A 12,004-nucleotide genomic window follows, 5' to 3' on the forward strand; every position below is an offset into this window, starting at 1 on the left:
ATGACGCAAACTGCCGCTATCACCCCTTCTGCGGCCACAAAGCCACCGGAAGGAACCGGAGCCAGCGGCCTGCTCCTTGCGATCATCCTCGTGGGGCAGTTCCTGGCCATCCTGAACGTCAACATCGTCAACGTGGCCACCCCGACCATCGAGTCCGACCTGCACTCTTCGGGCGCCGGGCTGCAGATGATCGTCGCTGGATACACCATTGTCTATGCCGTCCTGCTCATCACCGGAGCCCGGATCGGCGACCTGTTCGGCTACCGCAACGCCTTCCTGGGCGGGCTCGCCTTCTTCACCCTCACCACGCTCGGCGCGGGCCTGGCGCCCTCGACGGGCTGGCTGGTGGCCGCCCGCCTGCTGCAGGGCGCCGGGGCGGCGATGATGATGCCGCAGGTCCTGACGTTGATCCAGCGTAACTACCAGGGCGCGGCCAGAGGCCGGGCGATCGGCCTGTGGTCGCTGGTGATCAGCGGTGGCATCGTGATCGGCCAAGCGCTCGGCGGGATCCTGCTGGGCATGGGCGCGGGCTGGCGGATCGTGTTCCTGGTGCTGGTCCCGATCGGCGCGCTGCTGCTGGGTGCCGGTTTGAAGGTGCTGCCGGCCGACGAGGGCGGCGGCAGGACGGGCCTCGACCCGTGGGGCCTGGTGACGCTGTCGGCCGCCGTGCTCCTGCTCGTGGTGCCGATGGTGCTGGGCCGCGAGCTCGGGTGGCCGCTGTGGGGCTGGATCTCGATGGCGCTGAGCGTGGTGACGTTCGCGGCGTTCGTTCGCATCGAGCGGTGGGTGACCGTACGTGGCGGGCGTCCGCTGGTGGACGCCCGGGTGCTGCGCGCGCCCGGCATGCGGCCTGGGCTGGCGATCCTGCTGTTCGGTCCGGCGACCTGGGGCGCGTTCCTGTTCACCTCGGCCCTGCACCTGCAGGGCGAGCTGCACCTGACGCCGCTGGCCTCCGGCATGATGCTGGTGCCGTGCGCGCTGGCCTTCGGCCTCGTCGGGCTCGGCTGGCCCAAGCTGCCGGTGCGCCTGCAGCGCCCGCTGGTGCCCTTCGGCTACGTGGTGGCCGCGCCCGCCTACCTGGGTCTCGGGCTCGCCGCCGGGGGCGGTCTCCCGTACGCGATCATGAGCGCTCTCGTCGGCGCCGGGCTCGGCGTGCAGGTCGCGGTGACCAACATGGCGACCGAGCAGGTGGACGGCGCGTACGCGGCGGACGCGAGTGGCGCGCTGCTCACCGTGATGCAGCTCGGGCAGGTCATCGGCGTCTCCACGGTGGGAACGCTGTTCATCACGCTGAGCCAGGGCCACGGCACGGTCTCCGCCTCCCTGATGGCCTCCATCGCCATGGCCGGCCTGGCCGTGATCGCGGGGCTGAGCTCGATCTTCCTCGTCCGGCGCCGCGTACCGGCACGTGCCTGAACGGCGCGTCCCCCTTCACGGGGGAACGCACCACCCCTTGACCGGCGGCCGGGCGGCCATTGTCCGTCGGCCGCGATATCAGCACGACGTTTCGCGCCTGGTCGTCCTCGAGAGCGCTGGGCAGATTCGCGCACGGAATAACCCGTGGGCCATCGATTTCGATTTCCACGTCATACGACGCGTCTGGCACCGTGTTCAAAAACCGCGCGATCTGGAGCAGGCAGCGATTTGCGAGTCACGGTCGGGGAGAGTCCATTTTTCCATGCCATCTCCTGGTCAAAGCCGGAGAGCAATAAGGGAAATGTGACGGCATGGGACGCGTGGCCTCGATCAAGGGAGCGGCCCTGGTCGACTTGCTGGCACAAGACACCAGGGCCGTTCGTCACGCGCTGACCGCTAGTGTGTCCGCATCAAATTCACCCTCACGGACCCCGGCGGTGAAGGCGGCCCACTCTGCCGGGGTGAAGACCAGGACGGGTCCGTCCTGGTCTTTGCTGTCCCTCAGCGCGACGTTGCCGTCGGCCAAGGGGGCAACCTCAACGCACGTCGATGCGCCGTTGCAGAAAGTGCTCTTCCGCCAGGCTGCCGTCGTAGTGTGGTCGTACATTTTCTCCCCAAATGCGCAAAGGGGCTCCATTGCCCCTTTTGAGGTTTCGTCGCTAACGTCGCCATAGCATGGCTTTTCTTTGTATAAGGACTCGCGATTCGTCCTCATCCAAGGCTTCCGACCGGATGTTATCGAAAGCCGTCTCGTATCCAGCCACTCGTTCGAGGTCTTCGACGAAGTTAGCAGTATACAACTGTTCCAGGTACACAACATCATCAAACGCGGCAAACTTCAGGTGGATAAACGCACCGGTGTTAACCGGATGAAGTGCGTCCAAAGTGAGGACTTGGACACTGACGTGCGGCAGAAGTGAGATCTCCAGGAGATGCTCCATCTGCTCGCGCATCACCGCCGGTTCGCCGAACCTTCGCATCAGCGCCGACTCGTCGAGCACCACGTTCATGGCGCACGCGTCGGTCCTGTGGAGCACGCGCTGCTGTCTGTCGAGCCGGGCCTCGACCCGGCTCCTGACCCCGCTGTGCGTGATACGCGAGATGCCGCGAGTCGCCAGGATCACTTCTCTGGCGTAGTCCTCGGTCTGCAGCAGGCCGGGCACGACCTGGGGTTCCCAGTTGCGCTGATGCGTGGCCTCTGCCTCCAGCCCGAGGAATCTTGTGTACTCCTCAGGCAGGGCGTCTTCGTAATCTTCCCACCACCCCCGCTGCTCCGCGTCCCGCAACAGGCCGAAGAGCTCGTCAAGTTTTGGTCCATCGAGGTGGTAGAGCTCCGCCATGGCCTTGATGTCGTCGGCGCTCGGCATGGTCTTGGCCGCCTCGATCCGGCTGACCTTGCTCGGGGACCAGCCGAGCTCCTTGGCCGCTCTGGCCCCGGTGAGCGCCCTTCGCTCCCGGAGAAGGCGCAGCTCCTGGCCTAGCCGGAGCCTGCGTACTGTCGGACTGCCCTGCTGCGATGGCACCGTCCACTCTCCTTGTCGGGATGAAGATGTGGCGGGAAGGGGGCGTTTAGGGCCCGGCTTTCTGGGGCCGTTCGCGCCCAATCTTACACTGCAAGTTGCACGTGGCGTGTCGCACAGCCTTGCCCAGAAGGCTTTCACGGGGAGGGCCTAGGGGCAAGATGAACTCCAGGTAGGGGTGAGTGAAGACGGAACTTCTCCCGCCGCGGGCCGACGCGACAGTTCCGGTGCAAGTTGCACGGCAAGCGTGAAGAAAATTAAATCTTCCCTTGCTGAATGTATTGCAGCATCGCTCACCTCGGGGGACGATCGGTTCCAGGAGGGTTCTCGGGTGTGAGGAGGCCGCGGATGACGACACGGCCGTACGCATCGGGCCTTCCGTCGATGATTGCGCGGCCCCGCGCGGGCCGCCTCGCCGGCAACGTCGCCGTCCCGGAAACGAAACTCTGCGCCAGGGAGGCCACTTGCCGGAAGGATCTCAGAATCGCCTGAAGAACTCAGCGACAGTCCGCTCATTCGAGCATGAAAAAACCGGGCCGCGGCTGATCACCAGCGCACCGCATTTGGGCTGCCACCCTGCGGTGATGCCGGTCATCAGCCGTCGGACCGGCGAAGAAGCCACCTCTGAAAATGCCGCGAAAGGGGTCTTCTACATGTACTCACAAGGTACCAAGGGACTCGCCCGAATCAAGTCCCGAATCCGGGAACTCATCGCATGGACCGATCGCGAAATCTGCATGGAGCCGGATGAGTTCGCGCACCGCATCGGCTGGACCGTGACCAGGACGGGGTTCGGCTCCCGGCGCTACCGCGACCCACGCTTCGACCAGCTCAGCGTGCCACACCGCGTGACAGAGGAGGTGTCCTGACGTGCCGAGGAACCCGCGCAACCAGATCTACCCCGCCGGCGAGGAGCTTCCCGGCGCCGGGCGCGGCGGGCCGCTGGTCCGGCTCTGGCGCATCCGTACCGAGCTGATGCTGCTCTCCGCGCTGGCGCTGCTGGCGCTGACTCTGCACGGCGCCACGCAGGAGGGCCGGTGGTGGCCGTTCGTCCTGCTGACGAGCGCCGTCTCGGTGCCGGCCGTCACCAGGACGGGACGCAACTGGGTGGCCGCCCACTTCTGGTGCGTGGTCTCCAGGCACCGCCTGCACCGGGTGTGCCTGGAGACCACGATGCACACCAGGGCGGGGCGGATCCCGCTGGTGCTCTGGATCACGCCGACGACCGCGGGCGAGAAAGCGCTGATCCTGACCAGGGCCGGCATCTGCGCCGAGGAGTTCGAGGCGTACAGCGAGGAGATCGCGGCGGCCTGCTGGGCCAGGAGCGCGAACGTCTACCGGCACCGCCGCCGGGCCCAGTTCGTGATCGTGGAGATCGTCAGGCGCGACGAGGTCCCCGGCGCGGTCTCTCCCGGCCTGGACCGGCTGTACGGCAGACGAGCCTGGGTCTCGGTGAGACCCGATCTCGAGGAGCCGCCTGATCTGCGGGAAAAGGTCGCGCTGCCGCAGGCCGGCTAGGGACCTGGGGGAATCCGGGACATTCCCCTGGGCGGGAAGCCCCGGAGACCGCGGGGGCTCCGGGGCTTCCCCATGTGCCCGGTACGGGCCAAGATGAGTTCATCTGGCGAACTCAGGAGTCGTGATGACGTCGACCGTCCACCGGACTTGTCCCCTCTGCGAGGCAGTCTGCGGCCTCACGCTCACCCTCGACGAGGGCGGGCACGTGACCAGCGTCCGCGGTGACAAGGACGATCCGTTCAGCAAAGGGTTCATCTGCCCGAAGGGCGCCAGCCTCGGCCGGCTCGACGAGGACCCCGACCGGCTGCGCAAGCCGCTGATCAGGGAGGGCGACCTGTGGCGCGAGGTCGGCTGGGAGGAGGCGTTCGCCGCCGTGAGGGCGGGCCTCGACCGGGTCGCCGACCGCCGCTCGGTCGCGGTCTACCTCGGCAACCCGAACGCGCACACCATGGCGGGCGCCCTGTACAGCGCGCCGCTGATCAAGTCGCTCGGCACCCGCAACGTCTACACCGCCAGCACCGCCGACCAGATGCCCAAGCACGTCGCGAGCGGGCTCATGTTCGGGCATCCGCTGACCATCGCGGTCCCCGACCTGGACAGGACCGACTACCTGCTGATGCTGGGGGCCAACCCGCTGGAGTCCAACGGCTCCGTGTGCACGGCACCCGACTTCCCCGGACGGCTGAAGGCCCTGCGCCGTCGCGGCGGCCGGCTCGTGGTGGTCGACCCGCGCCGCACCCGGACCGCCTCGCTGGCCGACGAGCACGTCTTCGTCCGCCCGGGGACGGACGCCTACCTGCTGTTCGGCATCGTGAATGTGCTGTTCGCCGAGGAACTTGTGACGCTCAGGCACCAGGTCAACGGGCTGGCCGAGGTCCGCGAGGCGGCCAAGCGCTTCCCGCCGGAGCCGGTCTCCCGGCGCACCGGGGTGCCCGCCGCGGTGATCGTGCGGCTGGCCAGGGAGCTGGCGGGAGCGCGTACGGCGGCCGTCTACGCCAGGATCGGCACCTGCACGGCCGAGTTCGGCACGCTGGCCCAGTGGCTCGTGGACGTGCTGAACGTGCTCACCGACAACCTCGACCGGCCGGGCGGGGCCATGTTCCCCAAGCCCGCGACGGAGTCGGGGGGCCGGCGGCGGCCGTACACGGTCGGAAGGTGGAAGAGCCGTGTCAGGGGGCTGCCCGAGACCAACGGCGAGCTGCCCGTGGCCACACTGGCCGACGAGATCGAGACGCCTGGCGAGGGGCAGGTCAGGGCCCTGATCACGGTGGCGGGCAACCCCGTGCTGTCGGCGCCCCACGGGGACAGGCTCGACGCGGCCTTCGCCCGGCTCGACTTCATGGTGAGCGTGGACCCGTACCTCAACGAGACCACCAAGCACGCGAACGTCATCCTGCCGCCGCCGCGCATGCTGCAGTCGGGCCACTACGACTTCGCGCTGCTCGGGCTCGCGGTACGCAACTACGCGCGCTACTCACCGCCGCTGCTGCCGCTGGACGGGCAGCCGTCCGAGGCCGAGATCCTGGCCAGGCTGGCCATGATCGCCTCGGGGCTGGAAGGGGACCTGGACGAGTTCGTCATCGGTGAGACGCTGCGCAAGGCCACCGAGACGCCCGGCTCGGGCGTCGAGGGGCGGGACGTGGCAGAGCTGCGTGCCGCGCTGGACGGCGAGACGGGCAGCGAGCGCCGGCTCGACCTCATGCTCAAGCTCGGCCCCTACGGCGAGTGGGCCGGCAAGGGAGACCTGTCGCTGCGCAAGCTGCTCGACAACCCGCACGGCCTGGACCTGGGCCCGCTGGAGCCCCGGCTCGGCGAGGTGCTGAAGACCCACTCGGGGCTGATCGAGCTGGCGCCGCCGCAGCTCATCGAGGACGTCGAACGGCTGCGCGGCAAGCTGGACGAGGAGCCGCCGGAGATCGTCCTGATCGGCCGGCGCCACCTGCGCTCCAACAACAGCTGGCTGCACAACGTCGGCCCGCTGGTCGGCGGCAGCAACGCCTGCACGCTGCAGATCAACCCGGCCGACGTGGCCAGGCTCGGGCTGGACGGCGAGGCGGTGGTCCGCTCCGCCACAGGGGAGATCACGGTGCCGCTCGAGCCGACCGACACGATCATGCCGGGCGTGGTCAGCCTGCCGCACGGATGGGGTCACGCGGGCAGCGCGCAGAGCGTGGCCGCCGGGCACGCCGGGGTCAGTGTCAACACGCTCACGGACGAATCCGCCATCGACGTTCCAAGTGGTAACGCGGTGTTCAACGGAGTTCCGGTCACGATTTCACCAACTGGGGTGATCATCGCACATTAAGGTGTCGCGCGTGACTATCGCGCCAGAAGAGGACCGCCTGAACGCCCAGATCGCCTTCGCCATCGAGATCGACAAGTTGAAGCGGATCATCCGCCGGAACCACCTGATAGACGGCTCGCGGCGGGAGAACACCGCTGAGCACTCCTGGTATGTGGGCACGCTGGCGATGGTCCTCGGCGAGCATGCCCCGCCGGGGACCGATCTCCAGCGGGTTGTCGCCATGTTGCTGGTGCACGACCTGGTCGAGATCGACGCCGGTGACACGTTCATCTACGACCCGGTGGAGGTGGCCGCGCAGGCCGAGGCCGAGCGCGCCGCCGCCGACCGCATTTTCGGCCTGCTGCCTCCCGACCAGGGCATGTGGGTGCGGGAGCTCTGGGACGAGTTCGAGGCCAGGAAGACACCGGAGGCCAGATTCGCCAAGGCGCTCGACCGCTTCGCCCCGATCCTGGCCAACCACCACACCGAGGGCGGCACGTGGCCGCTGTTCAAGGTCAAGGCCGCCCAGGTCAGGGAGAAGGTGCGGATCATCGAGGAGGGCTCGCCGTCGCTCGGCGCGTACGCCCTGGAGCTGGTCGAACTCTCCGTGGCCAGGGGACACCTGTCCGAGTGATCCCCACATGGGCGGGGTAGGGGACTTGTCGTGAAAGAGGAAGTGCGAGCGAAACGTCGGCAGCTGCGGGGTCTTGCCGGGCCGGTCGCCCTCGCAGATCAGCTCGAGAAGACCAAGACCTTCGACACGCCGGTCAGAGTCCTGGCCAAGGCCGTGCGCCGGCGCATCCGCCCGGGTCTGCTACGCGATCTGCTGCACGGCGTCCCCATGGGCAGCCCGCTGCACCCGCCCCTGGCCAATGTCAGCCTGGGCTGCTGGCTCTCGGCGGCCGTGCTCGACGTGGCCGAGGGCGACACCAAGGCCACGCGCGTGCTGCTGGCCACGGGTATCGCCAACGCGCTGCCGACGGCGGCGGCCGGGCTGACCGACTGGTCCTCTCTCCACCGCGAGCAGCAGCGGGTGGGCTTCGTCCACATGCTGTCCAACCTGACCGCGCTCGGCCTGTTCTCCGCCTCCCTGCTGGCCCGGCTCCGCGGGCGCGAGCGGGCGGGCCGCGCCCTGACCATGGCCGGGCTCGGGATGGCCGGGCTCGGCGGCTATCTCGGCGGCCACATGGCCTACCGGCAGGCGGCCGGGGCGAACCACGCCCCGCAGATCTCCCACCTCGTGCCGCTGGGCTGGCACGACCTGTGCCTGCTCAGGGACCTGCCGGACGGCCGCCCCGTGGCGCGGCGGCTCGGCTACATCCAGCTCTTCGTGCTGCGCCAGGGCGAGGCCGTGACCGTGCTCGCCGACCGCTGCCCCCACCTGGCCGGTCCGCTGCACCAGGGCAGGCTGGTCATCGAGAACGGGGAGGCGTGCGTGGTCTGCCCGTGGCACGGCAGCACGTTCAGGCTGGACGACGGCTCTGTGCGGCACGGCCCCGCAACCGCGCCCGCGCCCATGTTCGAGACGCGGATCCGGCGTGACGGCACGATCCAGGTACGGCCCGGCTTGACCTGAAGTTCGCTTGAGGTTTTACCGTCGGCCCATGAGCACAATTCTTGTGACCGGCGCGACCGGCAACGTCGGCAGGCATGTGGTCTCCCAGCTCGCGCAGGCGGGGCTGGAGGTGCGGGCACTCGTCAGGGACCCGGAGCGCGCGCGGTTGCCGGAACGGGCCGAGGTGGTACGCGGCGACCTGACCGCGCCCGAGACGCTGGAACCCGCGCTGAAAGACGTGGAAAGTGTGTTCCTGCTCTGGCCGTCCTTCACGGCCGACCATGCGGCAGAGGTGGTCACGGCCGTCGCCGGGCACGCGCGGCGCGTGGTGTATCTGTCGGCGAACGTGCCGGACGAGCCGGTGATGCACTACCACGAGATCGAGCGGCTGATCCGGCATTCGGGGCTGGGCTGGACGTTCCTGCGGCCCGGCGGCTTCGCGACCAACACGCTGGGCTGGGCGGACCAGATCAGGCAGGGCGTGGTGCGCTGGCCGTACGGGCAGGCCGCGAGGTCCTTGATCCACGAGAGGGACATCGCGGCGGTGGCCGTGCACGTGCTCACCTCGGCGGGCCACAACGGCGCCACGTACGTGCTCAGCGGCCCCGAACAGCTGACCCAGGCCGAGCAGGTACGCGTGATCGGCGAGGCGGTCGGGCGCGAGGTGCGCTGGGCGGAGCTGCCGGTGGACGTGGCCCGCGAGCAGCTCCTGGCGGCCTGGGGCGACCCGGGCTTCGTGGACAGCGCGCTGCAGGCGTGGGCGGGCCTCGTGACGGCTCCGGAGCAGGTCACCCACACCGTGGAGCGGCTGCTCGGCAGGCCCGCGCTGACGTTCGGGGAGTGGGCGCGGGACCACGCCGCGGACTTCAGTTGATCTCGCCCGCGGGGTGCTCCACGAGGGCGAGGATGCGGCTGGACATGAACCTGGCCGTACGCACCGGCGTCCCGCCGCGGGTGACCTCGCTCACCTCGACGAGCCCCCGCCGGGTGGTCACCTCGACCCGCCGGCCGGCGCGGGTGGCCCTGATCTCGTAAGTACGCGGTGTTCCACCGGCATCGATGACGATCTCCACCCGATCACCCTTCATGCACGGATTCATACCCATATAGGTCTGGAATTACCCGTACACCAGTACGAAAATTGCCGCGATGCCCACACAGACGATGATCCCTCGCAGCAAGGGCGCCGGGATGCGCCGGCCCAGCCTGGCGCCCAGGAACCCGCCCGTCACCGCCCCCAGCGCGACCCCGGCCACGGCCGGCCAGTCCACGTGCGCGACCAGCACGAACAGCACCGCGGCCACGGCGTTCACGATCAGCGCGAGCACGTTCTTGGCGGCATTCACCCGCTGGAGGTGGTCGTCGAGGAAGCTGCCGAGCAGCCCGATCAGCAGCACGCCCTGGGCCGCCCCGAAGTACCCGCCGTAGACACCCGCGGCCAGCACCCCGAGCCACAGCGCCACGCCCCCGTGGGGGTGCGCGTGCTCGCGCCGCTCGGCCAGCCACCGGTTCAGCATGGGCTGCACCAGGACCAGCACGCAGGCCAGCGCGATCAGCGCGACGACGACCACACGGAACACGGCGGGATCCAGGAACAGCAGCAGGATCCCGCCGATCAGCGCCCCGAGCCCCGAGGCCAGGCCCAGCCGCAGCAGGCGCTCGCGCTGCCCCTCGAGCTCGGGACGGTAGCCGTGCGCGGCCGTGAACGAGCCCGGCACGAGGCCGATGGTGTTGGAGACGTTGGCGGTGACGGGATCGACGCCCACGGCGATCAGCGTGGGGAACGTGATCAGCGAGCCGGACCCGACGACGGCGTTGATCGCACCGGCCATCGCACCGGCCGCCCAGACCGCGGCCAGCTCCCACCCCGTCACGAACCCTCCTTACGTGTCCGGGCTCTTGGGGGGCGCGAAGAGGCCGCCGAGGTTCTCCAGGACCTTGCCCATCTCCGACGGGACGATCCAGATCTTATTGGCGTCGCCCTTGGCGATCTCGGGCAGGGTCTGCAGGTACTGGTAGGCGAGCAGCTGCTGGTCCGGCTTTCCCTCGTGGATGGCCCTGAACACCATGCCGATCGCGTCCGCCTGGCCCTTGGCACGCATGGCCTGGGCCTCGGCCTCCGCCTGGGCACGCAGCACGGCCGCCTCCGCCTCACCGCGGGCCCGCAGCACCGACGCCTGCTTCTCGCCCTCCGCCTGCAGGATCGCCGCCTGCCGCTGCCCCTCGGCGGTCAGCACGGCGGCGCGCTTGTCGCGGTCGGCGCGCATCTGCTTCTCCATCGAGTCCTGGATGGAGGCGGGCGGGTCGATGGCCTTGAGCTCGACCCGGTTGACGCGGATGCCCCACTTGCCGGTCGCCTCGTCGAGCACGCCGCGCAGCGCGGTGTTGATGTCCTCGCGCGAGGTCAGCGTGCGCTCCAGGTCCATGCCGCCGACCACGTTGCGCAGCGTCGTGACCGTGAGCTGCTCGACGCCGACCAGGAAGTTCGCGATCTCGTACGTGGCCGCCTTCGGATTGGTCACCTGGAAGTAGATGACGGTGTCGATGGACACGACGAGGTTGTCGGAGGTGATGACCGGCTGCGGCGGGAACGACACCACCTGCTCCCGCAGGTCGATCATGTCCTTGATGCGGTCGATGAACGGCACCACGAGGTTGAGCCCCGGGCTCAGCGTCCTGTGGTAGCGGCCGAGCCGCTCGATGATGGCGGCCGTGGCCTGCGGGATGATGCGCACAGTGCGGGCCACCCCGAAGCCCACCGCCGCGACCACGACCAGGGCGACGATGAGCTGCTCGACGGACATGGCGACGCTCCGAAGTCGAGGGAACCGACTCCGTAGATCCTATTTCGTTTCAGCCCAGGGCGGCTTTTATATGCATAAATGGTGATCTAGTAGGCGCGGGCGTACCAGCGGCCCTCGGCGCTGCGCTCCAGCGAGAGCGGCACCCCGAACGTCTGCGAGAGGTTGTCGGGCGTCATCACGTGCTCCAGCGGCCCCTGCGCCACCACCGAGCCGTGCCGCAGCAGCAGCCCGTGCGTGAACCCGCTCGGCACCTCCTCGACGTGGTGCGTCACCAGCACGAGCGTCGGCGAGCGGTAGTCGCCCGCCAGCACCGACAGCCGCCGCACCAGGTCTTCGCGCCCGCCCAGGTCGAGCCCGGCCGCGGGCTCGTCGAGCAGGAGCATCTCGGGGTCGGGCATGAGCGCGCGGGCGATCTGCACCCGCTTGCGCTCCCCCTCCGACAGCGTCCCGAACCGCCGCCTGATCAGGTGGGCCGCGCCCATCATGTCGATCAGCTCGACGGCCCTGGTCACGTCGTTGGAGTCGTACTCCTCCGTCCAGCGGCCCATGATGCCGTACGAGGCCGTCAGCACCAGGTCGATGACCTTCTCCTCGGGCGGGATGCGCTCGGCCAGCGCGGCGCTCGCCAGCCCGATCCGCGGCCGCAGGTCGAACACGTCCGCCTGCCCGAGCCGCTCCCCGAGAACCTCGACCAATCCTTCACTCGGATACAACAACGTGCCCGCGACCTGCAGCAACGTGGTCTTGCCCGCACCGTTGGGCCCGACGACGACCCATCGTTCGTCCGCGTTGACCGTCCAGTCGATGCCGCGCAGCAGGGCGGCTCCGTCGCGCCTGACGGCGACGTCCTGTAGCCGCAGCACCTGACCACCCATCCCCGATACCTCCTTAGGAGTCACGCTCGGGA

General features: G+C 69.1%; 13 protein-coding genes. 7 read left to right on the top strand and 6 right to left on the bottom strand.

The genetic code is table 11. The annotated features are described in order from the left end of the window. Window positions 1-90 precede the first annotated feature (90 nt). On the top strand, window positions 91-1,416 hold the full coding sequence (locus ABN273_RS31105; protein ID WP_349452617.1) for an MFS transporter: 1,326 nt from the start codon (window positions 91-93) through the stop codon (window positions 1,414-1,416). Window positions 1,417-1,798: 382 nt separating this feature from the next. Here ABN273_RS31105 and ABN273_RS31110 read toward each other — a convergent pair whose 3' ends face one another. Together ABN273_RS31110 and ABN273_RS31115 are read right to left on the bottom strand one after the other, a co-directional pair. Next, entirely contained in the window at window positions 1,799-2,131 is a 333-nt protein-coding gene (locus tag ABN273_RS31110) for a DUF397 domain-containing protein (RefSeq protein ID WP_502911158.1), read from the bottom strand. Further along, a complete protein-coding gene (locus tag ABN273_RS31115) occupies window positions 2,076-2,939 on the bottom strand; it encodes a helix-turn-helix domain-containing protein (protein ID WP_349452619.1) in 864 nt (287 codons plus the stop codon). The genes ABN273_RS31110 and ABN273_RS31115 overlap by 56 nt, the downstream gene beginning before the upstream one ends. A 461-nt stretch (window positions 2,940-3,400) precedes the next feature. On the opposite strand from ABN273_RS31115, the gene ABN273_RS31120 reads away from it, so the two are divergent. The 6 genes from ABN273_RS31120 (at window position 3,401) to ABN273_RS31145 (ending at window position 9,167) form a co-directional block, all read left to right on the top strand. Further along, complete coding sequence (locus ABN273_RS31120; RefSeq protein ID WP_349452620.1) at window positions 3,401-3,805, top strand: hypothetical protein; 405 nt, start codon at window positions 3,401-3,403, stop codon at window positions 3,803-3,805. 1 nt (window position 3,806) lies between these two features. Further along, window positions 3,807-4,454, top strand: a complete 648-nt coding sequence (locus tag ABN273_RS31125; RefSeq protein ID WP_349452621.1) for a hypothetical protein — start codon at window positions 3,807-3,809, stop codon at window positions 4,452-4,454. Between the two features lie 124 nt (window positions 4,455-4,578). Then, a complete protein-coding gene (locus ABN273_RS31130) occupies window positions 4,579-6,759 on the top strand; it encodes a molybdopterin-dependent oxidoreductase (RefSeq protein ID WP_349452622.1) in 2,181 nt (726 codons plus the stop codon). Window position 6,760: 1 nt separating this feature from the next. Then, complete coding sequence (locus ABN273_RS31135; RefSeq protein WP_349452623.1) at window positions 6,761-7,372, top strand: HD domain-containing protein; 612 nt, start codon at window positions 6,761-6,763, stop codon at window positions 7,370-7,372. Window positions 7,373-7,402: 30 nt separating this feature from the next. Further along, the gene (locus ABN273_RS31140) at window positions 7,403-8,314 is read left to right on the top strand and encodes a Rieske (2Fe-2S) protein (RefSeq protein ID WP_349452624.1); all 912 of its coding nucleotides are present in this window, start codon (window positions 7,403-7,405) and stop codon (window positions 8,312-8,314) included. A 28-nt stretch (window positions 8,315-8,342) separates the two neighbouring features. Beyond that, the gene (locus tag ABN273_RS31145) at window positions 8,343-9,167 is read left to right on the top strand and encodes an NAD(P)H-binding protein (protein WP_349452625.1); all 825 of its coding nucleotides are present in this window, start codon (window positions 8,343-8,345) and stop codon (window positions 9,165-9,167) included. On the opposite strand, the gene ABN273_RS31150 is transcribed toward ABN273_RS31145, so the two are convergent. The 4 genes from ABN273_RS31150 to ABN273_RS31165 form a co-directional block, all read right to left on the bottom strand. Next, window positions 9,160-9,381 carry a DUF8836 family protein gene (locus ABN273_RS31150; protein ID WP_349452626.1) on the bottom strand — a complete coding sequence of 74 codons (222 nt, stop codon included), beginning with the start codon at window positions 9,379-9,381 and terminating at the stop codon, window positions 9,160-9,162. The two genes, ABN273_RS31145 and ABN273_RS31150, sit on opposite strands and share 8 nt — an antisense overlap. Window positions 9,382-9,411: 30 nt before the next feature. Beyond that, window positions 9,412-10,167, bottom strand: a complete 756-nt coding sequence (locus ABN273_RS31155; protein WP_349452627.1) for a sulfite exporter TauE/SafE family protein — start codon at window positions 10,165-10,167, stop codon at window positions 9,412-9,414. Between the two features lie 9 nt (window positions 10,168-10,176). After that, on the bottom strand, window positions 10,177-11,097 hold the full coding sequence (locus tag ABN273_RS31160; RefSeq protein ID WP_349452628.1) for an SPFH domain-containing protein: 921 nt from the start codon (window positions 11,095-11,097) through the stop codon (window positions 10,177-10,179). An 86-nt stretch (window positions 11,098-11,183) separates the two neighbouring features. Beyond that, window positions 11,184-11,972: an ABC transporter ATP-binding protein gene (locus tag ABN273_RS31165; RefSeq protein ID WP_349452629.1), complete on the bottom strand. Its 789-nt coding sequence runs from the start codon at window positions 11,970-11,972 to the stop codon at window positions 11,184-11,186. Window positions 11,973-12,004 lie beyond the last annotated feature (32 nt).

Source organism: Nonomuraea sp. B19D2 (assembly GCF_040137845.1).
GTDB lineage: Bacteria > Actinomycetota > Actinomycetes > Streptosporangiales > Streptosporangiaceae > Nonomuraea.

Excerpts from the sequence above, each read along its gene's own strand:
- ABN273_RS31110 (WP_502911158.1), bottom strand. The coding sequence starts at position 2,131 with ATGAGGACGAATCGCGAGTCCTTATACAAAGAAAAGCCATGCTATGGC.
- ABN273_RS31130 (WP_349452622.1), top strand. The coding sequence starts at position 4,579 with ATGACGTCGACCGTCCACCGGACTTGTCCCCTCTGCGAGGCAGTCTGC.
- ABN273_RS31145 (WP_349452625.1), top strand. The coding sequence starts at position 8,343 with ATGAGCACAATTCTTGTGACCGGCGCGACCGGCAACGTCGGCAGGCAT.
- ABN273_RS31150 (WP_349452626.1), bottom strand. The coding sequence starts at position 9,381 with ATGAAGGGTGATCGGGTGGAGATCGTCATCGATGCCGGTGGAACACCG.
- ABN273_RS31160 (WP_349452628.1), bottom strand. The coding sequence starts at position 11,097 with ATGTCCGTCGAGCAGCTCATCGTCGCCCTGGTCGTGGTCGCGGCGGTG.
- ABN273_RS31165 (WP_349452629.1), bottom strand. The coding sequence starts at position 11,972 with ATGGGTGGTCAGGTGCTGCGGCTACAGGACGTCGCCGTCAGGCGCGAC.